The sequence below is a fragment of the Antarctobacter sp. genome, from assembly GCF_048262615.1.
GTDB lineage: Bacteria > Pseudomonadota > Alphaproteobacteria > Rhodobacterales > Rhodobacteraceae > Antarctobacter.
This window is the reverse complement of sequence record NZ_JBLXFB010000002.1, coordinates 169,043-191,047: the sequence shown is the minus strand read 5'-3', so window position 1 is coordinate 191,047 and position 22,005 is coordinate 169,043. Positions and strand designations below refer to the sequence as shown.

The window sequence follows — 22,005 nt, the reverse complement described above, 5'->3', positions numbered from 1 at the left end:
GCGTGGTAGCCTGACCGGCAAACTGGCAAGACGGGGAGGGTCCGCCATGTTTCTTCGCTCAACGATTTTTGCGCTCTCGGCACTGGCCGCCAGTGCGGCGCTGGCGCTGGACGACCCGCAAACCCCGCTGAGCGATCCGATGCAGTCGGGCATGTGGGATTATCACCAGAAGGGCCTGTTGGGCGACCCCGCCGACATCCGCTTTGACGACCGCGTGGTGCTGCGCGCGCCCGCCTCCGCCGAGGATAGCTTGAATGTCCCCCTGCTGGTCGACGCCACCGCCATTCCCGACGTCAAGCGTATCGTGATCAGCGCCGATTACGGCCCGATCCCGCATATCCTGACCTATTACCCCGATCAGGCAGAGCCGAAGCTGGCGCTGCGGTTCAAGATTGATCAGGCCACCGCCATCCGCGCCAGCGTCGAGACGCGGTCCGGCACATGGCATGTGGGCTCGATCTATATCGACGCGGCGGGGGGCGGCTGCACCGCGCCCTCCCACGCCTACGCCTCCGACGACTGGGAGGAAAAGCTGGGTGAGGTTCATGGGCGGCTCTGGTCCGCTGCGGGGCGCGCCCGCCTGATCGTGGATCACCCGATGGACACGGGGCTGGCGGATGGCATCCCGGTTTTCATTATCGAGGATCTGTCGTTGCAGCGCGACGACGGCACCCAACTGGCGCGGCTGGAACTGGCCGAACCGGTGAATGAGGACCCGGCCTTTACCTTTTACTTTGCCAAGGGCGCGCTGCCCGCCTCGGTCAAGGTGGTGGGGCGGGACAACAACGGCAACCGCATCCGCGGTGTCCTGAGCGAAGGCGACCTGAACTGATGCTGACCCGTCGCGCGGTTCTGGGCGCACTGACCACTCTGCCATTGGCCCCACGCGCCTTTGCGCAAGCCCGCCTGTCCTATGACCTTACCACCAAGCCGCTCGCCGATGGCATCTGGATGGTCGAGGGCGCGACCGACTATTTCTCGATGCAGAACGGCGGCGCGATTGTGAACATCACCCTGATCAAGGGTGACAGCGGGCTGATCCTGATCGATACCGGATCGTCGCGCCGCTATGGCGAGGCGCTGGTGACACTCGCCCGCAACCTCGACATTCGCGGGATTTCTGCGGTGGTGAACACGCATCACCACCCGGATCACTTCTTTGGCAATCAGGTCTTTGCGGACACCCCGATCCTTGCGCTGGGCGAGACGCGGCAGGCGGCGCTGCGCGACGGCGACGGCTTTGCCGACAATATGTACCGCCTGCTGGGCGACTGGATGCGCGGCACAGAGGTGGTGCCGCCGTCAGATGTGATCGCGGGTGGCGACCTGCGTCTGGACGGGCGCGATTTCCTTGCCCTGCCGCTGGGTGGCCATACGGAGGCGGACCTTGCCCTGCTCGACCGCCGAACCGGCACGCTGATCGCGGGCGATCTGGTGTTCCACGACCGCGCGCCGACCACGCCCAGCGCCGACCTGCCGCGCTGGACCGCGTCACTGGAGGCGCTGGAGGCCCAAAAACCCGCGCTTATCCTCCCCGGCCACGGCCCCGCCGACCCCACCGGGGCCGCGCTCACCCAGACCCGCGACTACCTGCACTGGCTAGAGGCCACCCTGCGGAACGGCGCGCAATCGGGTCTGGACATGGTCGAACTGATGGAAACCCCGCTGCCCGACCGGTTCGCCACCATGGGCGCGCAGCCGCAGGAATACCAACGCTCTGTCGCCCATCTCTTTCCGGGGGTTGAGCGTGAGGAACTGCCGCGCGGCAACTAGAGCGTGTCGCGTTTGACGGCAGTCAGCCCCTCGAATGAAGCCAATTGAACGCGACTCGCTTTAATCCACGTTGACCGGCACGGGGTCGACCGGCTCCAACACCCCGCCGATGTCCAGCCAGCCATCGGTGCCCAGCCGGAACCAGTAAACGCGCGTATACCCCATCGCACTGATCCGCTGCGCGGCGTTCCAGCTCATCCAGCAATCGGCGACGCAGTACACAACCAAAGGCTGCGCCCTGTCGCCGCCCGTCACCTGCACCAGCCCCTCTGCCAGATAGCGTTGCATGACCGCGCTCAACTGCCCGCGCCCCACCTCCGGCAGCCAGGTCGCGCCCGGCAGGCTCAGCCGCCGCTGCGACACCAGCCATGTGCCATCCAACTCATCGAACCGCGACTGCTGCGCGCCGAACACATCCAGCGCCACGGCCCCCGCCGCCAGCAAGGCGCGCGCCTCCTCCGGCGACACCAGAACCGCTGGCGCGGGAATATCCTCCGGCGTCGGCGCGCGCTGCCGCCCGATCCGATAGCCCGTCGCCGGATCGAACAGATCCGGCCGCCGCGCCTGATGTTCGGCATAGGGCGCAGCCCCGACCGAGGTGGCCAGACACAGAACAACCATGGCAAATGCGCGTTTCATCGCCAAAGAATAGGCCGTCCCCCGGCGCGACGGAACCCGCTCTTGCCTTCCGTGACCAGAGACGGGAAAAGAACCGCGCGCCCGCCGGGGCGTTCAAGGCATTCAGAGACAGGGATTAGAAACATGGCCCCCAAATTCGGCACCAGCGGCCTGCGCGGTCTGGTTGTGGACCTGACAGAGGCATTGGTTCACGACTACGTGACCGCCTTTCTCAATGCCTGCCCCCATGGCGGCGCGGTGCATGTGGGCCGCGACCTGCGCCCCTCGTCGCCGCAGATCGCGGGCTGGGTGATCGACGCCATCCGCGCGGCGGGTCTCAAAGCGGTGGATTGCGGCGCGGTCCCGACACCCGCGCTGGCGCTGTCCTCGCTGAACGCGGGCGCGGCGGCGGTCATGGTCACCGGCAGCCACATCCCCGCTGACCGCAACGGGCTGAAATTCTATGTCCCCACCGGCGAGATTTCCAAAGAGGATGAGACACGCATCAACGGCGCGCTTGGCCAAACCGCCCCCGACGCCGCACAAGGCAGCCTGACACAGGCCGACGCCCGCGCCGCCTATGTCGCCCGCTACACGGACGCCTACGGCGCGCAGGCCCTGCAAGGGCTGCGCGTCGGCGTCTACCAGCACAGTTCCGTCGCGCGCGACATCATGATGGACGTGGTGCAGGCGTTGGGCGGCACCGCCATCGCCATCGCCCGCTCTGACACCTTCATCCCGGTGGATACAGAGGCGCTCGACCCGGACACCAAGAAACTCTTCGCCGGATGGTTCGCCGAACACGACCTGCAGGTGCTGATCTCCACCGACGGCGACGCCGACCGCCCGATGCTGGTAGACGACGCGCAGCGCGTCGTGCCGGGCGACGTTCTCGGCGCTGTCACCGCCGCCTCACTGGGGGCGCAGGTGATCTGCACGCCGGTCTCCTCCAACACCATGATCGACGTCGAGGGCGCCTTTGACTTTGCGCAGATCACCCGCACCAAAATCGGCTCCCCTTTTGTGATTGCCGCGATGGAGGAGGCGTTGCAGGCCGACCCCGCCGCCCGTGTCGTGGGCTATGAGGCGAACGGCGGCTTCCTGCTCGGCTTCACCGCCCAGGCACCCACTGGAAAACTCGCCCCGCTGATGACCCGTGATTGCCTGCTGCCGATCCTCGCGCCGCTGGCCGCCGCCCGCGCCGCCGGGCAACCGCTGTCGGCGCTGCTGGACGCGCTGCCGCCGCGCTTTACCGCCGCCGACCGCATTCAGGGCATCGCCACGGAAACCTCCAAGGCGTTCATCGCCAACCTGACCGAGGATGCCGCCGCCCGCGCGGCCTTTTTCGCCGCCACCGGCCCGGAATCCGCGCTGGACACAACCGACGGGCTGCGCGTCACCTTCGAAAACGGCGACGTGGTCCACCTGCGCCCCTCGGGCAACGCGCCGGAATTCCGCTGCTACGCAGAGGCCGGATCGCGGGACACCGCCGCCGCGCTGGTGGACACCTACCTAGGCAAACTGGGCGCAACACTCAGCGCCTGAGCCGCAAAAACTGAAAAAGCCGCCGGGGCGACTCCCTGCGGCTTCTTCTCTGTCAAAATACCCCAATCAACCGGGCGTCGCCGCGATCAGCCCGCCTTCGTCAGCGCATCCACCGCCGCCAAACCCGTCAGCAGACGGGCCAGATCATCGACCGGCACCATGTTCGGCCCGTCGCTGGGCGCGTTGTCTGGGTCCTCATGCGTTTCGATAAACACAGCGGCACAGCCCACCGCCAGCGCCGCACGGGCCAGCGGTTCGACAAACTGCCGCTGCCCGCCCGTCGATGTCCCCTGACCGCCGGGCAGTTGCACCGAATGGGTCGCATCAAACACCACCGGATAGCCGGTCTCTGCCATGATCGGCAGCGACCGCATGTCCGACACCAGCATATTGTAGCCAAACGATGTGCCGCGCTCACAGAGCATGATCTTTTTGTTCCCGGTCGAGGCGATCTTGTCCACCACGTTCACCATGTCCCAAGGGGCCAGAAACTGCCCCTTCTTGACGTTGATGGCGGCCCCGGTCTCACCCGCCGCCAGCAGCAGATCGGTCTGGCGCGACAGAAAGGCCGGGATTTGCAGCACGTCCACCGCCGACGCGACCGTGGCGCATTGGTCGGGCGCGTGCACATCGGTCAGCACCGGCACGCCGAATTCCGCCCGGATGGTGGACAGGACGCGCAGACCCTCTTCCATGCCGATGCCGCGCTTGCCCGACAGGGATGAGCGGTTGGCCTTGTCGTAGCTGGCCTTGAAGATCCAGTTCACGCCTGCGGCCTCTGCCGCCGCGGCGATCCGTTCGGCCAGCATCCGCGCGTGATCCATGCTCTCGATCTGGCAGGGACCGGCGATCAGGGTGAAAGGGGCGGCGTTGGAGACGGTATAGTCCCCGATTGAAACGTCCGTCATGCGATGCCTTCCTTTGCCAGCACGCCTTCGATGCGCGCCACGTCTACGGGGTTGTTGAGTTCCCAGAATACCCGGCCCTTGCCCTCGACCGGAACACAGGTCACCGGCACGCCGTTTTCGAGGAACCGCAGCTGTTCCAGCCCCTCGGCCTTTTCCAGCGGCCCTTCGGGCCATGACATATAGGCCTCCAGCGCCGCGGGGCGATAGGCATAGACACCCACATGGTGCCAGACCTCGGGCGGGGTCTCCAGCGAGCCGACGAAGGGCAGCACTTCCTTGGAGAAATACAGCGCGGTGCCATCGGCGCGGGCCACGGCGGTGGTGCCGCCAACGCGGCCATTCTGGCGGTCTGTCACAAAATTGGTCAGCGTCTCGGTATCGCACCGCAGGATCGGCGTGGCCATCCGCACCGCCGGGTCGGCCATCCGTTCAATCAGAGCCTCGACGAACCACGCGGGCGTCAGCGGCGCGTCGCCTTGCAGGTTCACCACACAGTCGGGGGCGGTGGCCAGTTGCGCTACACCCTCGGCACAGCGTTCGGTGCCGTTGCGCGCGTTCTCCGACGTCATCAGCACATCCGCGCCAAAGCCGCGCGCCGCCTCGGCGATGCGCGCATCGTCGGTCAGCACATAGACCGCATCCGCCCCCCTGACCGCCTTCGCCGCGTCCCAACTGCGCTGGATCAGCGATTTGGCCTCACCCGTGGCACCCTTGAGTTCAACCAGCGGCTTGCCCGGATACCGGGTCGAGGCATAGCGCGCGGGGATGAAGATGACCGCGCTCATGCCACACCTGCCCGCAGCGCGTCGTGGATGTGCAGCAGCCCGACCAGCCGGTCGCCGTCGGTCACCAGCAGGACCGTGCGTTTCGTCGTGTTCATGATGCCCAAAGCCTCGATCAACAGGGTGTCGGGGGCGGTGACCAACGGTCCGCGCGTGGCCACCTGCCCCGCACGGCGGTCCATCAGCCCCTCCATGTTCCGGCGCAGGTCGCCGTCGGTGATGATGCCGATCAGCCTCTCATCCTCGACCAGCGCGGCGACACCGAACCCCTTCTGGCTCATCACCAGCAGGCATTCGGACATCGGCGTCTCCGCCTGCACCAGCGGCAGTTCCTCACCCCGGTGCATCACGGCGGACACCCGCAACAGTTGCGCGCCCAGCGTCCCGCCGGGGTGGAAGGCGGCGAAACTGGTCCGGTCAAAGCCGCGATGCTGCATCATCGCCACCGCCAGCGCGTCGCCCAGCGCCATCGCCATCGTCGTCGAGGTCGTCGGCGCCATGCCGATGGCGCAGGCCTCCGGCGCGTCGGGCATCAGCAGCACAAAATCGGCAGCGCGCGCCAAGGTGCTGTCCGCGCCCTTGGTCATCGCCACCAGCGGGATCGAGAACCGCGCGCAATGGGCGATCATGTCCGCCAGTTCCCGCGTCTCGCCCGAGTTCGAGATCAGGATCACCGCATCCGCCGGCGTGATCATACCCAGATCGCCGTGGCTCGCCTCGCCCGGATGCACCCCCTGCGCGGGTGTGCCGGTCGACGCAAAGGTGGCGGCGATCTTGTTGGCGACGTGGCCGGATTTGCCCATGCCGGACACGATCACCCGGCCCTGCACCCGCAACAGCCGCGCCACCACATCGTCAAAGCTGGCGGGCAGTTCGTCGCCCAGCCGCGCCAATGCGGCGCTTTCGGTGGCAAGGACGGCGCGCGCGACCTCGGAAGGGCTGTCTGTCATGGGTGTCTGCTCGGCTTTCACTGGCCTGCGTGCTTTAACGGCTCTGCCGGGGCTTGTCCAATCGCGCAACACTCCGCCGCGATGCGCGCGCCCGCGTTGACATTTGCCCCCGCGCCGCCCCATGACACCGCCATATAGACCGGTCGAGGGATCGCCACCATGAAAATTGCCATGATCGGAACGGGCTATGTCGGCCTTGTCTCCGGAGTTTGTTTTTCGGATTTCGGGCACGAAGTTGTCTGCGTCGACAAAGACCCGCGCAAGATCGAGATGCTGGAACGCGGCGAGGTGCCGATCTACGAGCCCGGCCTTGATGTCCTGATGCACAAGAACGTCGAGGCGGGCCGCCTGTCCTTTACGCTGGATCTGGCATCCGCCATCGACGGCGCAGAGGCGGTGTTCATCGCCGTCGGCACACCCACCCGGCGCGGTGACGGCCACGCCGACCTGACCTATGTGATGGCCGCGGCCGAGGAAATCGCCAGGGCGGCCAGGGATTACGTTGTCGTCGTGACCAAATCGACCGTCCCCGTCGGCACCAACCGCAAGGTCAAGGCAGTGATCTCCGCCGCCAATCCCGGCCTTGATTTCGATGTCGCCTCAAACCCCGAATTCCTGCGCGAAGGCGCGGCAATCGACGATTTCATGAAACCGGACCGCGTGGTTGTCGGCGTCGAATCCGACCGCGCCGCACAGGTCATGTCCGACATCTACCGCCCGCTGTACCTGCGCGATTTCCCGATTGTCACCACCGATCTGGAATCCGCCGAGATGATCAAATACGCCGCCAACGCGTTTCTGGCGACCAAGATCACCTTTATCAATGAAATCGCCGCCCTGTGCGAAAAGGTCGGCGCGGATGTGAAATCCGTCTCCAAGGGGATGGGGATGGACGGCCGCATCGGCAATAAATTCCTGCACGCCGGTCCCGGTTACGGCGGGTCGTGTTTCCCGAAAGATACCAAGGCGCTGGCCCGTATCGGACAGGAACACGCGGCCCCCGTCTCGATTGTCGAGACGGTCATCAAGGTCAATGAGGACGTCAAACGCCGCATGATCGACAAGCTGGCCGATCTCTGCGACGGCGGCTTTAACGGCAAGACCATCGCCGTGCTGGGCGTGACCTTCAAACCCAACACCGATGACATGCGCGACGCGCCGTCGCTGACCATCGTGCCCGCGCTGGTGGGCGGCGGGGCCTCGGTCCGCGTTGTCGATCCGCAGGGCCGCCGCGAGGGCGAACACCTGCTGCCCGGCGTCGCGTGGGAAGACGACCCCTACACCGCCGCCGAGGGCGCAGACCTGCTGGTGATCCTGACCGAATGGAACGAATTCCGCGCGCTGGACCTGTCGCGCCTCGCCGGGTCCATGGCGCAGGCGAAACTGGCCGACCTGCGCAACATCTACGCCGCCTCGGACGCGGCGGCGGCGGGCTTTACCGCCTACGAAAGCATTGGCCGCGTGGGTCTGTCGGGTTAAGGCGCGCCACGCTCCGCAGTCAATCCAACGCCGCCTTCCGGGGCGGCGTTTTGCGTCTGACGGGGGGCGCTTGGGCTGTCCGGGGGGCCGGGCAATCACGCGGCGCAATTGGTCAGCAGCCTGCCAACCGGCCCGCCAACCGACCGGCTGCCTACCCATTGGGATAAGAAATCGTTGCGTTCCGGCCACATAAGCGCGCTCTTCCCCTGCGGAAGCCCCCCGCCCTTGCCCAGTTCCGCTTTGAGAAATGGTTTTCGCCCTGTACCCTGATTGTTAATAAAAAAACGACTGAGGCAGGCAAACAGGTATGGCAACGGGCTATCGTGGCACGTTCGTCATCTCGTGGGCACAGACGGAAATCGACGGGGCGCAGGACGCGCCTCTTCCGGCACTGAAGGTCGGGGCCGCGTGGTCCTGGACCGGAGAGCCGGTGCGGGTAGATGGTCCCGCGTCGGTCCTGCAACTGGGCAATGAGAGTGGCGATGCAAACATCCGTCCGCGCGCGGCGCGTATGGTGCGGCGTCTGGTGGGCGCGGCGCTGGAGTATGAAACCCGCGGACGGCCCGCTTCCTCCGCTTTGGACGACAGCGGCACGCCGCATGGCGATTCCTGTTTTGTCGTGACCGATGGGCGCAAGGGCTACACCGTGACCCTGATCCCTGTCGGGCAGCATGTGCCGCCTTTGCTGATGTTCCTCGATGAGGTGCCGCCGTCCGGGATCGACCTCTGGGTGGTCCATCACGCCCGGTCGGTAGAGCCGCTTGAGGCGCCCGCCGATCCCGGTGGCGCGGTCATTTGCTTTACACCGCGCACCCGTATCCTCACCCCGGACGGGCAGGTGCCGGTCGGGTTGCTGCGTGAGGGCGATCTGGTGCAGACCAAGGACAGCGGCGCACAGCCGGTGTGCTGGATCGGCAGCAGGCGCATGTCGGGCGCGCGGCTCTTTGCCATGCCCTCGCTGCGCCCGATCCGGCTGCGCGCCGGGGCGCTGGGGCTGGGCCAGCCGAATTGCGATATCCTTGTGTCGCCGGAACACCGCATGGTGGTGCGCGGTGCCCCGGCGCGGGCGCTGTTCAACACGCCAGAGGTGCTGGTGGCGGCGCGCGATCTGGTGGACGGGCAGGGCATCGTGCAGGACATGGACATAAAGGAAGTGACCTATGTCCACCTCCTGCTGCCCCGGCATGAGGTGCTCTTTGCCGATGGCGTCGAAACCGAAAGCTTTCATCCCGCCAATGCGGCGCTGTCCTCGATGGACAGTGACGACCGCACCCGCCTGTTGCAGACCCTGCCCGGCGTGGCCGGCAACCCGCAATCCTACGGTGCCTACGCGCGGCGCAACCTGTCGTCGTCAGAGGCGGCGATCCTCCTGCACGAGGCCGCGTAGCCCACACTCCAGACCGTCGCCGTCCCGGGCCTGACCCGGGACCTCATGCAACCCACGCCGCAAACACCGCCGCTGTCCCAGACCTGCCCGGAACACCAGTTTGCGCCGAACGTCACGCAAACCCCAAAACGCCAAACCTTAACAAGTCCTAAAAACGTCTCTGTAAGCCATTGATTTTATTGGGGCGGCTTGCTGTCCACGCGTGGACAGCCACAAATCACTCGCGGATTTCGTCCGGCTTGACCCCCCAAAGGGCGGTCTTGTCGGCCCATCCCTTGTAGCCCGCCGCCGTCAGCTTGCACCAGTCCGGGCCGCAATCGCCCAGCCGCGCGATCACCCCCAGTTCCAGCCGCGCCACCACCGGGCTGTCCGGGTCCTGCCGCTGATACAGGCTCAGCATGTCCTGCTCGACGATGACCGTCCTTGAGCCCGACAGCAGCGAGTAATGCACCCATCCGCCAGCCCCGTCGCGGTCCCGCACGCGCCGCCAGTGGCCATGTTCGGCGGTGATCTCCAGCGGCATCGACCGCCGCTTGTAGACCCAGTCGATCCGATGCGTCAGCGACGGCCCGCGCCGCACGTTGCCCTCGGACGCCTTCAACGAGACGAAGCGCGGCAACGGCAGCTTTGTCACGGGGCCCTTGTCCTGTGCCGCGGCCAAAGGCACGGCGCACAGGGTAAACGCCATCGCCAGGGCGATCGCTTTCTTGAACATGGTCTCTGATCCTGCTCAGTTTTTCCGGCGGGGTTCTTGTGCCCCGTCCTTTCCTGACGCAGTCTACCGCCCGAGGACCCCGGTGGGGAAGTTTGGGAGAGGCTGTATGCCATCAAAACGTCTGAGTGTTGTCGTGACGCGACGCTTGCCCGAAGTCGTCGAGACGCGGCTAACAGAGTTGTTCGACGCCAAACTGCGCGAAGATGACCGCCCGATGACGCGGGGTGAGCTTGTGGACGCCATGCAGGAGGCGGATGTCCTTGTCTCCACGGTCACCGACCGGATCGACGCCGGTCTGATCGGGCAGGCCGGTGACAAGCTCAAACTGATCGCAAATTTCGGCGCGGGGTTCGACCACATTGATGTCGCCACGGCGCGGTCGCGCGGGATTTTGGTGTCCAACACGCCGGGTGTCGTGACCGAAGACACCGCCGACATGGTCATGGCGCTGATGCTGGGGGTGACCCGCCGCATTCAGGAGGGCCTGAAGGTCATGCAGGAGGGCAGCTGGCAAGGCTGGGCCCCCACCGCTTTGCTGGGAGGACGTCTGGGCGGCCGCCGTCTGGGTATTCTCGGCATGGGTCGCATCGGTCAGGCCGTGGCGCGCCGCGCCGCTGCCTTTGGAATGCAGGTGCATTACCACAATCGCCACCGCCTGCGCCCCGAGATCGAAGAGGCGTTGCAGGCCACCTACTGGGAAAGCCTTGACCAGATGGTCGCGCGGATGGACGTGATCAGCGTCAACTGTCCCTCGACGCCCAGCACCTATCACCTGCTCAACGCCCGTCGCCTGCAACTGATGAAACCCAGCGCGGTGATCGTGAACACCTCACGCGGCGAGGTGATCGACGAAAACGCCCTGACGCGGATGCTGAAAGCGGGGCAACTGGCCGGTGCCGGTCTGGATGTCTACGAACACGGGTTGGCCGGCAATCCTGAACTGCGCAACATGCCCAACGTGGTGATGCTGCCGCACATGGGGTCGGCCACGCAGGAGGGCCGGGTCGAGATGGGCGAAAAGGTCATCATCAATATCAAGACCTTTGACGATGGCCACCGTCCGCCGGATCAGGTGGTTCCCGCAATGCTTTGAGCGTGGAAGACTGCGACGACAGCGGGTCGGCAATGCGCCGCCCTCCGGGCCGGCGCAGGTCCAGCACGGCGTGCGAGAGACCAAGCCAGTCCACCGCCGCCGGGATGTCCGAAAACAGCCCGCAGCGGGCGGTCCCGGCGCGCGCCACCCGCGCGCAATAATCGGTCAGGATAGGCATCATGTTGCGTTGATGGGCGACAATTGCCAACGCCAATGGCTCGGGTCGCTGCGCCGCGTCCGAGGACACGGTGGTGGCCATGTGCATCATGCCATCGTAGAACACGTTCAGACCTTCCAGCCCGCGCATGTCATTGATCGCAAAGCGGAGTTGGCCCGCCTCCGGGTGGGCCATCATGTCGGAATAGCCGCGCACGATATCGCCGACCGTTGCCTGGCCAACGTAGTCGACATGCACGAATTTCCATTGTGGAAAGAACGTCAGGTCAAGGGGCACCGGTACACTCTAATCATTTATCAAATGCAGCAAATCCTGGCTTTTGCCGGGGTTTGCTGCACCGCAGTATAGTCCGGAAAGCGCAATGCGTGGAGATTTTCTGGTGACTATTTTGTGTCTGGCCGCGCCGGTCGGAAACCTGCCCTTGAGATTCGCGGCTGAGATGTAAGACTGGGCATATACTCGTGCTTTAAGGGAGGGGTTCGTACCATGCGTTTTCTCATGTCATTTGCCGTCGCGGGGCTGTTGGGGTCTGCGGGTGTTGCCCAGCAGGCCGCCGATGCCGTTGATCCGGAACAGGCGGTTTCAGACCGTGGATTCGCCGCGATTTCTGCGCAGGTTGGCGATGCATTGGCCAGCAAGGGCGCGGGCCAGCCGGTGATGGGCGAAAACTGGATCGTGGCCGCCGCCAATCCCCACGCGGTTCAGGCCGGGGCCGAGGTGCTGCGCTCTGGCGGGTCGGCGGCAGATGCGTTGATCGCCGTGCAGACCGTGCTGGGATTGGTCGAGCCGCAAAGTTCCGGCATGGGCGGCGGGGCGTTCCTTGTCTGGCACGATGGGGCGACCGGAGAGATCACCACGCTGGACGGGCGCGAAACCGCGCCGCTGGCCGCGACGCCGCGTCTGTTTCAGGACGCCGAGGGCAATCCGCTGAAGTTCTGGGATGCGGTGGTGGGCGGTCGCTCTGTCGGGGTGCCGGGCACGCCCGCGCTGTTGCAGGCCGCGCATGACAAGTGGGGCAAGGCCGACTGGGCGGATCTGTTCGATCCCGCCACGCGGCTTGCCGAAGGCGGTTTTGCCGTGTCGCCGCGTCTTGCCGGATTGGTGGCAGGCGATGCCGACCGGCTGGGCCGTCACGGCCCGACCAAGGCGTATTTCTACCCCGGCGGCGCGCCCATAGCCGAAGGGACGATGCTGACCAACCCCGCCTATGCGGAGGTGATGCGGGCGATGGCGGCGGATGGCGCGGCGGCGATCTACGCAGGCCCCATTGCGCAGGATATCGTCAACACGGTGCAGGGGTTTACAGCGAATCCCGGCGTCATGACCCTGCGCGATCTGGCGGCCTATGAGGTCAAGGAACGCCCGGCGGTGTGCGCGCCGTTCCGGGGCCATGAGGTCTGTGGCATGGGGCCGCCATCGTCGGGCGCGCTGACCGTGGGGCAGATCCTTGGGATGCTGGATGCCTCCGCACCGGGCGATCCGGGCGATGCCGACACATGGCGGAGGATCGGCGATGCCTCGCGGCTCGCCTTTGCGGACCGGGGCCGCTATATGGCCGACAGCGATTTTGTCCCGATGCCGACGCGCGGTCTGGTCGATCCGGCCTATCTGGCTGAGCGCGCCAAACTGCTGGCGGGTGACGATGCCTTGCCAGAGGTGGCGCCGGGGATGCCCGCGTGGGATCACGCGATGCTCTGGGCCGATGACGAAAGCATCGAACTGCCGTCGACCTCGCATATCTCGATCGTGGACCAATATGGCAACGCGCTCTCGATGACGACGACCATCGAGAACGGATTTGGTTCTCGTCTCATGACCAACGGCTTTCTGCTGAACAACGAACTGACGGATTTCTCTTTCCGCTCACATGCGGACGGCGTGCCGATTGCCAATGCGGTGGCGCCGGGCAAACGTCCCCGGTCGTCGATGGCTCCCACCATTGTCCGCAGGGACGGTGCTCCGGTGCTGGTGATCGGCTCCCCGGGAGGGTCGCGGATCATTGGCTATGTCGCGCAGGCGATTGTGGCCCATCTCGACTGGGGTATGGATGTGCAGCAGGCCGTGGCCATGCCGCACGGGCTGAACCGGTTTGGCACCTTCGATCTGGAAGAGGGCACCGATCTGGCGGCCCTGAAAGGCCCGTTGGAGGCGCTGGGGTTTGAGGTCAGCGTGCGGGATCTGACCTCGGGGCTGCACGCGATTGCTGTCGGACCGGAGGGACTGCAAGGCGGGGCCGATCCCCGGCGTGAGGGCATCGCGCTGGGCGATTAAGGCGCGTTTCGACGCATGGACAGCGCGGGTCTCGCGCTGTCTGCAAGGCGCGGGACAACAAGGAGACCCGGCCATGACCCAATGCGCTTTGTGCAAGGCGGAGGACGCCGCGCCACTGGCGGTCGCGCCCAAGGATATCGAGGTCGCGCTGTGCGCGACCTGCGCCGGGGGTGTCGCTGAGGGCCCGCAGGACAACCCGCACTGGCAATGCCTGAACGACGCGATCTGGAGCCCGGAGCCCGCCGCGCAGGTTCTAGCGTGGCGGTTGCTAAAGCGGCTGAACGCGGTCTGGGCGAATGACCTGCTGGAGATCGCCTATCTGGAACCGGAGGTTCTGGAATGGGCGCAGGCGGGCCTGCCCACGGGCGATGAAATCGTCCATCGGGACAGCAACGGAACGGTTTTGCAGAACGGCGACACCGTAACCCTGATCAAGGCGCTGCCGGTCAAGGGCGCGGGCTTTACCGCCAAGCAGGGCACCGCCGTGCGCAAGATCAGCCTTGAGGCGGACAATGCCGAACACATCTCTGGCCGGGTTGAGGGGCAGCGCATCGTGATCCTGACGAAGTTCGTCAAGAAAAGCTGAGTAGGCCGCCGGGGGCGCACCCCGACGGCCACGACATCACACGTCCTTGTAGCTGATCTCACGCGCGTCCGCGCCGGGGCCGACGCGGTTGCGGCGCACGATCAGCCGGTTGAGCGCCTGAATATAGGCAAGCACAGAGGCAACGACCGTGTCGGTATCCGCCGATTGCCCGGTGGCGATCATGCCGTCCTCTTCCAGCCGTACGGAGACCGTCGCCTGCGCGTCGGTGCCTTCGGTCACGGCGTGGACCTGATACAATTGCAGGCGGGCCTTGTTCGGGAACAGTTCGCGCACCGCCTTGAACGAGGCATCGACCGGGCCGTCGCCCTCACAGGTGGCCGACAGGTCCTTGCCTTCGATCTCCATCTCGATCTGCGCCTCGGCGGGGCCGCCGGTGCCGCAAACGACGCGGAGATTGACCAGTTGCAATGCCTCGGGGCCGTCGGTGGTGGCGGTCACAAGGGCAAGGATATCGTCGTCGAACACCTCTTTCTTGCGGTCGGCGAGATCCTTGAACCGGACAAAGATATCCTTGAGCTGGTTGTCCCCGACCTCAACGCCAAGGTCCTTGAGCTTGGCCCGCAAGGCCGCGCGGCCCGAGTGTTTGCCAAGCGGCAAGGACGTGCCCGCGATGCCCACATCCTCGGGGCGCATGATCTCGAACGTCTCGGCGTTCTTGAGCATGCCGTCCTGGTGGATGCCGCTTTCGTGCGCAAAGGCGTTCTTGCCCACGATGGCCTTGTTGAACTGCACCGGAAAGCCCGACACGGTGGAGACGCGGCGCGAGATATGCATGATCTTCTTGGTGTCGATGCCGGTGTACCAGGGCATGATATCGCCGCGCACCTTCAACGCCATCACCACCTCTTCAAGCGCGGTGTTGCCGGCGCGCTCGCCAAGGCCGTTGATGGTGCATTCGATCTGGCGGGCACCACCTGCGACAGCGGCCAGCGCGTTCGCCGTCGCCATGCCAAGGTCATTGTGGCAATGGGTGGCAAAGACCACCTCATCGGCGCCGGGCACCGTTTCAATCAACCGGCGGATCAGGTCGGCGCTTTCGACCGGCGCGGTGTAGCCCACGGTATCGGGAATGTTGATGGTGGTGGCGCCCGCCTTGATGGCGATTTCCACCACGCGGCAGAGGTAGTCCCATTCGGTCCGGGTGGCGTCCATCGGTGACCACTGCACGTTGTCACACAGGTTGCGCGCGTGCGTGACGGTCTGTTCGATACGCTCGGCCATTTCGTCCATGGAAAGGTTCGGAATGGCGCGGTGCAGCGGCGAGGTGCCGATAAAGGTGTGAATGCGCGGCTGCGCTGCCTTTTTCACGGCTTCCCAGCAGCGGTCGATGTCGGGCAATTGCGCGCGGGCAAGTCCGCAGATCACCGCGTCCTTCGACCGTTCCGCGATCTCGGAAACGGCGCGGAAATCGCCCTCGGAGGCAATAGGGAAACCGGCCTCGATGATATCGACGCCCATATCGTCGAGCAGCTCGGCAATCTCGATCTTTTCGGCATGGGTCATGGTTGCGCCGGGCGACTGTTCGCCGTCGCGAAGGGTGGTGTCGAAGATGACGACTTTATCCTTGTTCGCCTCTGGCGAGATGTTGCTGTTCGCCTCTGGCGAAACGTCCTTGTCGGTGCTCATGGTCTTTCCTCAGCTATGCGGGCGGGACGCCTGGGCGTCCTGAAAATGGGGGTGGGTCAACCTGCGGTCACGGATGGATGGCCCGCCGTAAGCGGACCGAATGACGGCCAGTGCGGGGGCCAGTGTGTCTGTCATCGAAGGTATCCAACTCGGGTGCGTGGGGCAGGGTCCGGCGCGTCACACATCTCCTCTGAGCACGCGCGCCGAGGGGGCCACGCTCAGAGGCGAGTTAGCAGTAGATCGGCACCATACGCGACCGCCGCCGGAAGGCGGGTCAAACGGGTGTTATGGAGGTCAACGATCATGGGCGTCACTATACGCCGCGTTTTCCAAATGAAAACCCACCTTTTGCACGAAATGACCAAGACCGGGTTGCGCACCTTTGGGGCGATTCGAGAGATATAAAAATATCTTTAAAGTAGAAATCAAGCATTACCAAAAATGAGAATCTTACTACCATAAAACACGCTAGAGTTGATTCTAATGGGCAGGAGGCCCTGACGACCATGAAACGTATTCTTGTCTTGATTACAGCCCTGTGCGCGGCCTCGCCGGTGCTGGCGCAGCCGGTCTATGGCGACCGGGTCACGCAATATGCCGCCGTCGAAGCCGAGCAATGGGTGAATTGCGCAAAAGAAGGAAAGGACTGTGCTCCGGGCACCAATGACCTTGTGATCGTGCGCTATGGCATCAGCGAGGATTTCACCTTTTTCGTGACCAAAGGCGTCGAGAAGGTGCCGTGCAAGAACTTCTGGGGCGACCCATCGAAAGGGACGGACAAGGAGTGTGCCTTTATCCTTGAAAACCTGTTCGGCGTGCCCGAAGCGGAATCCTTTTCCAAGGTTGCGGATGAAGGCAAGGATTTCACCAACCCCAACGGCGAATTCCGCTGGGTCCGCTACGGTGCCGATGGCAAGTGGATCTACACCCTGATCGAAGGGTCCGACCGGCAAAAGCTGGCCTGCACCAACAGTTATTTCGGCTTTGACCCGGCCAAGGGTACGGACAAGACCTGTCAGATGGGCGGGGCCTATACCCTGAACGACGGCGACATTGTCGAATGCGCGACCGAGGGCCGGGACTGCCAGATGAATGTCGGCGACGTTGTCATGGCACGCTACGGCGCGGACAAACGGTACGACATCCGCTTTATTCACCACACGGGCAACACATACCCCTGCGACAACACCTTTTTCGGTGTCGATCCCATCCACAGCAACAAGCGGTGTTACTATCAGGCGCAAACCCCGGTTTCGGTCAACACCGTGGGCCGCTGGCAAAAGGTGATCTCTTGTGACGGTCTCAACTGTCCGATCAGCCACCAGATTTCGGTCGGGACAGAGCGCACCAACAGCTGGACCACAACCCAGCAATGGAGCGTCACCGTCACCGAGTCGATGGAGGCGGGTCTGACCATCCTTGGGACCGGGATCAAGGCGTCGGCCTCGGTTGCGGTGGGCTATGCGGGGTCCTTTGCCTATACCAGCGCATTGTCGAAATCGGTGACGCAGAACTATACCGCCACCTGTGACCCCAGCGGCATCTATACCACCCGCGCGCTGTGGCAGTTTTCAACCGGAACCGGGACAAGCTGTCTGGAAGCCGGCACCTGCGATGGCGCCACCTTTACGGCGGAATACCTCTGCGTCGGCGATGCCCCGTCGGGCTACAAGGGACCAGCCTGCATTCCGGGCTATTGCGCGGATGAACTGTGCACCTACTGCACCTATGAGGACGCCTCAGACCAATAGGTCCGTTGTTCCGGAATGGGGCGCGCTGCGCCCCATTTGCTCTGCCGGGAACATCGGGCATACTGACCCCGAGGCATAAAAAATCGGGGCAGGGGCATGAAACGGATCCTGATGGCGCTGATGGCGCTTTGGGCGGGTGTCGGATCGGCGGCAGAGCGGGATGAGGCGCGCGTTTACGTCTTTGGCAATTCGCTGGTGCACCACCTCAGCGAGACCTCCGATCTGACCAATGTTCCGCACTGGATGAACGAGATGGCCAAGGCCGATGGGCGCAGCCTTGCGCTGGACGGCCAATGGGGGTTCCTGCGCAACTTCGCCGACGGGTTGCCGCCAACGGCGAACTGGGGGTTTCCCGGCGTGTCCGGCGCGTGGTCGCCCGGACAGGGCAGTTTCCGCGACGGTCGCTTTGACGCGGTGATCGTGGCACCGGGCAACTTCATCCAGTACCAACTGCCCGACGTGCCCTATGAGGGAGAGAATCCGACCGGCGAAAGCCCGCTGGGCGCATTGCAGCGGCTGTTTGACTGGGTCGGCGCGAACAGCCCCGCCTCTCGTCTGTTCATCTATGAGGGCTGGTCGACGATGGACGGCATCGTCGCGACCTTTCCCCCCACCGCGCAAGAGACACAGGCGTTTCACGCCTACAACGCGGGGGAATACCATCAGTGGTATCGCGATTTGCTGAACGTGCTGGCCGTCACGCGGTCCGACACGCAGGTTAACCTGATCCCGGTGGCCTCGATCCTTGCAGGGTTCTTCGCCGAGGGCGGCCTGCTGGAAAACGTGCCGCCGCAGGCGCTGTATACCGACAACGCGCCGCACGGCACGCCGACGCTGTACATGCTGGCGGCCATGGTCACCTATGCGTGGGTCTATGAGGCCCCGCCGCCCGCAGCGTTCACCCCGCCCGCCACGCTGCATCCGGATGTGGTGGAAAACTATGGCGCGCTGGCCAAGGCGATCTGGCAGGCAGTCCCGCAGCGTGAGGCGCGGGCCCCGGCGGCGGACCCCGAACCCCCCGTCGCCCCCGCGTTGCCAGAGCGTCAGCCGGTGTCTCTGCCGCCCAGTGGGATCAGGCCCGAAGGTATCCCCGCGCTGGCCATGGGGCTGAACGGCATTTCCGACTGGTCGACGCAGCATCCCTTCCTTGACCTGATGAAGTCGTCTCGGGGGTGGGTTGGCAACGTTGGTGACACATGGGGCGCTGTGCGGACGGAAGAGCTGCGCGCACGCGGCGATCTGGATGAAAACGACTGGCCGTTGCGGATGCCCGAAGGGGTCGATGCGCTGGAAACCGTGATCCTGACCAACCAGCCGGTCGAGGCGGAATCGCTGCGCGGCGACTATGTGCTGACCTATGACGGCAACGCGCGCATTCGTCTTGTCGGACGGGCCAAACGGGTACGGCGTGAGAATGGCCGCATCACCTTTTCCTATGAACCGGGCGAGGGGCTGGTGGCGTTGTCGATCACCGGCATCGACACCAAGGACCCGATCCGCAACATCGTGATCCTGCGCGAGGAACATCAGGCGCTGTATCAGGCGGGGGCCTTGTTCAACCCCGATTTCCTCGACCGGATCGAGGATATGCGCGTGCTGCGGTTCATGGACTGGATGATCACCAACGGCTCTCCGGTGACAGGCTGGGACGCGCGCCCGACCATGCAAACCGCCAGTTGGTCCGAATGGGGTGTCCCGGTCGAGGTCATGGTGCGGCTGGCCAACGTGATTGGCGCGGACCCGTGGTTCAACATGCCCCACCTTGTCGATGATACCTATATCCGGCAATTCGCCGAGGTGGTGGAACGCGATCTTGACCCACGGCTGAAGGCCTATGTGGAATTCTCGAACGAGGTCTGGAACCTCGGCTTTCCGCAGGCCACATGGGTGCGCCAGCAGGCAGACGCGCGCTGGGGCGCAACCGGAGAGGGCTGGACCCAGTTCTATGGCCTGCGGTCGGCGCAGATCATGGACATCTGGACAGAGGTTTTTGGTGATGCATCGGACCGGCTGGTGCGGGTGGTCTCGACCCACACGGGCTGGCCCGGACTGGAACAGCAGATCCTGCAAGCGCCGCTGGCCTTTCTGGAACTGGGGCGTATGCCGGTGGACAGTTTCGATGCCTACGCCGTGACCGGCTATTTCGGCTATGAGATCGGCGGCGTCGAGATGGCACAGCGGATGGACGGCTGGCTGGACACCGCCGAAAAGATGGCCCGCGAGGCTGGAGAGGCAGAGGGGTTACAGCGCGTCGCCCTGCGCGAATACGTCCGTGAGCGGCGGTTTGACGGGGCGATTGCCCCGGTGGCGCAGGCGCTGTCGGACGGATCGGTGCGGCAGATCGTGACAGAGGTCTTTCCCTATCATGCGGGTGTGGCGCGCAAGAACAATCTGCGCCTGATCATGTACGAAGGCGGCACGCATCTTGTCGGCCACGGCGCGCGGGTCAACGATGAACGGCTGACCCATTTCTTCAACGCGTTCAGCTACACGCCCGAGATGGCCAAGCTGTATGAGCAGTTGTTGGCCGGATGGGTCGATGCAGGGGGCGTGTTGTTCAACGCCTTTGTGGACGTGGCCCCGGCGACCATGTGGGGCAGTTGGGGGGCCAAGCGGTATCTGGAGGATGAGAACCCCCGCTGGGACATGCTGATGGCCTTCAACGCCTCCGGCCCGAACGGGTGGGAACGGCGAGAGGCGCAGGCCTTTGATAACGGTATCCGGGTGCTGGATGGCGCGGGCCGCGTCGAGGGTACGCCGCAGGAGGATTACATCGTTACCGGCGATGGCGACGACGTGCTGGTCTCTGGCGGCGGCGCGGATGTGCTGGTCGGTGGACCGGGCCGGGATGTGGCGGTGCTGCCCGGAGCGCGGGACGCCTATGAAATCACGCAAGACAACGGTCGTCTGGTGGCCACCGGGCCGGATGGCACGGTGCGGATGACCGGGATAGAGGGGCTGATCTTTGCGGACGCCCCAGCGCTAGAGATCCCGACCGAGGGGCTTTGACCGGGGTTTGACGGGCGGGGGGCGGCGCGGGCTCAGGCGTCCGGGCCACGGTCCTTCAGACGCTCGATTTCCTCGACCAGTACCTCGGCCCCCAGCGAGGCGCGGAAATTCTCGACCACATGCGCGCGGCCTGCCTCGGACAGGCGCAGCAGGGCGTCCGGATCGTTCACCAGCGAACGGATCGTGCGGGTCAGTTGGCCGGGGTTCTTCGGCTCGACCAGATAGCCGGTAGAGCCGTCGGTGATCAGTTCGGCCACGCCGCCCGCGTCGGTGCCGATGGTCGGCACCCCCATTGCCATCGCCTCCATATAGGCGACGCCCAGCGGCTCATGCCATGAGGCCAGCACAAACAGATGCGCCTCTTCCAGCTTGGCCTTGACCGCGCCCGCGTCGATTGCGCCCAGCAATTTCACGTGATCCTGAAGGCGCAGCCGTTTCAGCGTGTCCTCTAGTTCCGCGCGATAGCCGGTGCCGCCTGCGTCGTCCTCTCCGGCGATTTCCAACCGCACGTCGACGCCCTGATCCAGCAATTGCCGGGTGGCGGCCATTAGATCCTGATGGCCCTTGACCACGTTCAGCCGCCCGCAGCTGAACAGGCGGATCGGGCGGCCATGTTCGGGCGGCACATAGGGCGCGGACCGTTTGAGCGCCTCTGTATCGACCCCCATCGGTCGGATCACGCGGCGGTCCGGCAGATAGCCGGCAATGCTCTGCTCGATCTCGTTCAGGATCTTGCGGGTGATGATGGTGGCAAAGCTGGCATGCCGCCACTTGACCCGCTGACCGGGTCCGTAATCCGACAGCGGTCCGTGCAGGGTCAGCGAATAGGTCGGCCCGCCCATGAGGTGGCAAAAGGTGGCGATCAGCGCCGCACGGCCGCAGGAATGGGCGTGGATGTGGTCCAGTCCGCGCGCCGCCGCCTCTTGCCGCAGCCGTTCGGCGGCGGCCAGCGTGACTAGCGCGTCCTTGGCGAAACCGGGCCCCTCGCGCAGCATCCACAGCGGCAGGCCCTTGGCCGACATCTTGCCCAGTGCGATGGCGGCGGGGATCGGATCGACCTTGCCCAGATAGGTGGTCCGGGCAATCGCCTCATTCGACCAGTCATGTGAAATCAGCTTGCGCGGGGGTTTGCGGGTCGAAAAAACGTGAACCTCATGACCCATCGCTTCCAGCGCCTGAATTTCGCGCCAGAAGAAAATATGTGTCTGTCCCGGGAATTGCGGGACGATATACCCGATACGCAAGCCTTGCGTCACCTGTTAGTCCTTGAGATGGCAGCCGCACCGCCGCTGGGGCGTTGGTCTCTTACAAAC

18 protein-coding genes are annotated in these 22,005 nt (G+C 64.9%); 10 read left to right on the top strand and 8 right to left on the bottom strand.

The window, feature by feature from the left end:
• The first annotated feature begins 46 nt into the window (after positions 1-46).
• Positions 47-832 carry a quinoprotein dehydrogenase-associated SoxYZ-like carrier gene (locus tag ACN0S5_RS02940; RefSeq protein WP_417205802.1) on the top strand — a complete coding sequence of 262 codons (786 nt, stop codon included), beginning with the start codon at positions 47-49 and terminating at the stop codon, positions 830-832.
• Positions 832-1,773, top strand: a complete 942-nt coding sequence (locus tag ACN0S5_RS02935; protein WP_417205800.1) for a quinoprotein relay system zinc metallohydrolase 1 — start codon at positions 832-834, stop codon at positions 1,771-1,773. The genes ACN0S5_RS02940 and ACN0S5_RS02935 overlap by 1 nt, the downstream gene beginning before the upstream one ends.
• A gap of 60 nt (positions 1,774-1,833) precedes the next feature.
• Here the strand turns inward: ACN0S5_RS02935 and ACN0S5_RS02930 are convergent, their stop codons facing one another.
• Positions 1,834-2,412, bottom strand: a complete 579-nt coding sequence (locus ACN0S5_RS02930) for a rhodanese-like domain-containing protein (protein WP_417205798.1) — start codon at positions 2,410-2,412, stop codon at positions 1,834-1,836.
• Positions 2,413-2,535: 123 nt separating this feature from the next.
• Between ACN0S5_RS02930 and ACN0S5_RS02925 the strand changes: the two genes are divergently transcribed.
• Entirely contained in the window at positions 2,536-3,936 is a 1,401-nt protein-coding gene (locus tag ACN0S5_RS02925) for a phosphomannomutase (RefSeq protein ID WP_417205796.1), read from the top strand.
• An 86-nt stretch (positions 3,937-4,022) separates the two neighbouring features.
• On the opposite strand, the gene kdsA is transcribed toward ACN0S5_RS02925, so the two are convergent.
• Genes kdsA through ACN0S5_RS02910 form a run of 3 tightly spaced genes read right to left on the bottom strand, consistent with a single transcriptional unit; the run spans position 4,023 to position 6,576 of the window.
• Positions 4,023-4,844, bottom strand: a complete 822-nt coding sequence (gene kdsA / locus ACN0S5_RS02920) for a 3-deoxy-8-phosphooctulonate synthase (RefSeq protein WP_417205794.1) — start codon at positions 4,842-4,844, stop codon at positions 4,023-4,025.
• The gene (locus tag ACN0S5_RS02915; RefSeq protein ID WP_417205792.1) at positions 4,841-5,629 is read right to left on the bottom strand and encodes a 3-deoxy-manno-octulosonate cytidylyltransferase; all 789 of its coding nucleotides are present in this window, start codon (positions 5,627-5,629) and stop codon (positions 4,841-4,843) included. The genes kdsA and ACN0S5_RS02915 overlap by 4 nt, the downstream gene beginning before the upstream one ends.
• Positions 5,626-6,576 carry a KpsF/GutQ family sugar-phosphate isomerase gene (locus ACN0S5_RS02910; protein ID WP_417205790.1) on the bottom strand — a complete coding sequence of 317 codons (951 nt, stop codon included), beginning with the start codon at positions 6,574-6,576 and terminating at the stop codon, positions 5,626-5,628. The genes ACN0S5_RS02915 and ACN0S5_RS02910 overlap by 4 nt, the downstream gene beginning before the upstream one ends.
• 159 nt (positions 6,577-6,735) lie before the next feature.
• Between ACN0S5_RS02910 and ACN0S5_RS02905 the strand changes: the two genes are divergently transcribed.
• On the top strand, positions 6,736-8,055 hold the full coding sequence (locus ACN0S5_RS02905) for a UDP-glucose dehydrogenase family protein (protein ID WP_417205789.1): 1,320 nt from the start codon (positions 6,736-6,738) through the stop codon (positions 8,053-8,055).
• 307 nt (positions 8,056-8,362) lie between these two features.
• Positions 8,363-9,442, top strand: coding sequence for a Hint domain-containing protein (locus ACN0S5_RS02900; RefSeq protein WP_417205788.1), 1,080 nt, complete (start codon positions 8,363-8,365; stop codon positions 9,440-9,442).
• A gap of 217 nt (positions 9,443-9,659) precedes the next feature.
• Here the strand turns inward: ACN0S5_RS02900 and ACN0S5_RS02895 are convergent, their stop codons facing one another.
• On the bottom strand, positions 9,660-10,130 hold the full coding sequence (locus ACN0S5_RS02895) for an SH3 domain-containing protein (RefSeq protein ID WP_417206061.1): 471 nt from the start codon (positions 10,128-10,130) through the stop codon (positions 9,660-9,662).
• A gap of 133 nt (positions 10,131-10,263) precedes the next feature.
• On the opposite strand from ACN0S5_RS02895, the gene ACN0S5_RS02890 reads away from it, so the two are divergent.
• Positions 10,264-11,250, top strand: a complete 987-nt coding sequence (locus ACN0S5_RS02890) for a 2-hydroxyacid dehydrogenase (RefSeq protein WP_417205786.1) — start codon at positions 10,264-10,266, stop codon at positions 11,248-11,250.
• Here the strand turns inward: ACN0S5_RS02890 and ACN0S5_RS02885 are convergent.
• On the bottom strand, positions 11,192-11,704 hold the full coding sequence (locus tag ACN0S5_RS02885) for a hypothetical protein (protein WP_417205784.1): 513 nt from the start codon (positions 11,702-11,704) through the stop codon (positions 11,192-11,194). The two genes, ACN0S5_RS02890 and ACN0S5_RS02885, sit on opposite strands and share 59 nt — an antisense overlap.
• Positions 11,705-11,914: 210 nt before the next feature.
• On the opposite strand from ACN0S5_RS02885, the gene ggt reads away from it, so the two are divergent.
• Both ggt and ACN0S5_RS02875 read left to right on the top strand, forming a co-directional pair.
• Positions 11,915-13,699: a gamma-glutamyltransferase gene (gene ggt / locus ACN0S5_RS02880; RefSeq protein WP_417205782.1), complete on the top strand. Its 1,785-nt coding sequence runs from the start codon at positions 11,915-11,917 to the stop codon at positions 13,697-13,699.
• 73 nt (positions 13,700-13,772) lie between these two features.
• Positions 13,773-14,285, top strand: a complete 513-nt coding sequence (locus ACN0S5_RS02875) for an alkylphosphonate utilization protein (protein ID WP_417205780.1) — start codon at positions 13,773-13,775, stop codon at positions 14,283-14,285.
• Between the two features lie 36 nt (positions 14,286-14,321).
• On the opposite strand, the gene ACN0S5_RS02870 is transcribed toward ACN0S5_RS02875, so the two are convergent.
• Positions 14,322-15,932: a 2-isopropylmalate synthase gene (locus tag ACN0S5_RS02870; RefSeq protein WP_417205778.1), complete on the bottom strand. Its 1,611-nt coding sequence runs from the start codon at positions 15,930-15,932 to the stop codon at positions 14,322-14,324.
• 506 nt (positions 15,933-16,438) lie between these two features.
• Between ACN0S5_RS02870 and ACN0S5_RS02865 the strand changes: the two genes are divergently transcribed.
• The gene (locus ACN0S5_RS02865; RefSeq protein ID WP_417205776.1) at positions 16,439-17,683 is read left to right on the top strand and encodes a hypothetical protein; all 1,245 of its coding nucleotides are present in this window, start codon (positions 16,439-16,441) and stop codon (positions 17,681-17,683) included.
• A 96-nt stretch (positions 17,684-17,779) separates the two neighbouring features.
• Positions 17,780-20,692: a calcium-binding protein gene (locus tag ACN0S5_RS02860; RefSeq protein WP_417205774.1), complete on the top strand. Its 2,913-nt coding sequence runs from the start codon at positions 17,780-17,782 to the stop codon at positions 20,690-20,692.
• 32 nt (positions 20,693-20,724) lie between these two features.
• Here the strand turns inward: ACN0S5_RS02860 and epsE are convergent, their stop codons facing one another.
• Complete coding sequence (epsE, locus tag ACN0S5_RS02855) at positions 20,725-21,948, bottom strand: exopolysaccharide biosynthesis GT4 family glycosyltransferase EpsE (protein ID WP_417205772.1); 1,224 nt, start codon at positions 21,946-21,948, stop codon at positions 20,725-20,727.
• Between the last annotated feature and the right edge of the window lie 57 nt (positions 21,949-22,005).

What these genes read in the sequence shown, in the direction of transcription:
- ACN0S5_RS02940 (WP_417205802.1), top strand. Translation starts at nt 47, where the DNA reads ATGTTTCTTCGCTCAACGATTTTTGCGCTCTCGGCACTGGCCGCCAGT.
- ACN0S5_RS02935 (WP_417205800.1), top strand. Translation starts at nt 832, where the DNA reads ATGCTGACCCGTCGCGCGGTTCTGGGCGCACTGACCACTCTGCCATTG.
- ACN0S5_RS02930 (WP_417205798.1), bottom strand. Translation starts at nt 2,412, where the DNA reads ATGAAACGCGCATTTGCCATGGTTGTTCTGTGTCTGGCCACCTCGGTC.
- ACN0S5_RS02925 (WP_417205796.1), top strand. Translation starts at nt 2,536, where the DNA reads ATGGCCCCCAAATTCGGCACCAGCGGCCTGCGCGGTCTGGTTGTGGAC.
- kdsA (WP_417205794.1), bottom strand. Translation starts at nt 4,844, where the DNA reads ATGACGGACGTTTCAATCGGGGACTATACCGTCTCCAACGCCGCCCCT.
- ACN0S5_RS02915 (WP_417205792.1), bottom strand. Translation starts at nt 5,629, where the DNA reads ATGAGCGCGGTCATCTTCATCCCCGCGCGCTATGCCTCGACCCGGTAT.
- ACN0S5_RS02910 (WP_417205790.1), bottom strand. Translation starts at nt 6,576, where the DNA reads ATGACAGACAGCCCTTCCGAGGTCGCGCGCGCCGTCCTTGCCACCGAA.
- ACN0S5_RS02905 (WP_417205789.1), top strand. Translation starts at nt 6,736, where the DNA reads ATGAAAATTGCCATGATCGGAACGGGCTATGTCGGCCTTGTCTCCGGA.
- ACN0S5_RS02900 (WP_417205788.1), top strand. Translation starts at nt 8,363, where the DNA reads ATGGCAACGGGCTATCGTGGCACGTTCGTCATCTCGTGGGCACAGACG.
- ACN0S5_RS02895 (WP_417206061.1), bottom strand. Translation starts at nt 10,130, where the DNA reads ATGGCGTTTACCCTGTGCGCCGTGCCTTTGGCCGCGGCACAGGACAAG.
- ACN0S5_RS02890 (WP_417205786.1), top strand. Translation starts at nt 10,264, where the DNA reads ATGCCATCAAAACGTCTGAGTGTTGTCGTGACGCGACGCTTGCCCGAA.
- ggt (WP_417205782.1), top strand. Translation starts at nt 11,915, where the DNA reads ATGCGTTTTCTCATGTCATTTGCCGTCGCGGGGCTGTTGGGGTCTGCG.
- ACN0S5_RS02875 (WP_417205780.1), top strand. Translation starts at nt 13,773, where the DNA reads ATGACCCAATGCGCTTTGTGCAAGGCGGAGGACGCCGCGCCACTGGCG.
- ACN0S5_RS02870 (WP_417205778.1), bottom strand. Translation starts at nt 15,932, where the DNA reads ATGAGCACCGACAAGGACGTTTCGCCAGAGGCGAACAGCAACATCTCG.
- ACN0S5_RS02865 (WP_417205776.1), top strand. Translation starts at nt 16,439, where the DNA reads ATGAAACGTATTCTTGTCTTGATTACAGCCCTGTGCGCGGCCTCGCCG.
- ACN0S5_RS02860 (WP_417205774.1), top strand. Translation starts at nt 17,780, where the DNA reads ATGAAACGGATCCTGATGGCGCTGATGGCGCTTTGGGCGGGTGTCGGA.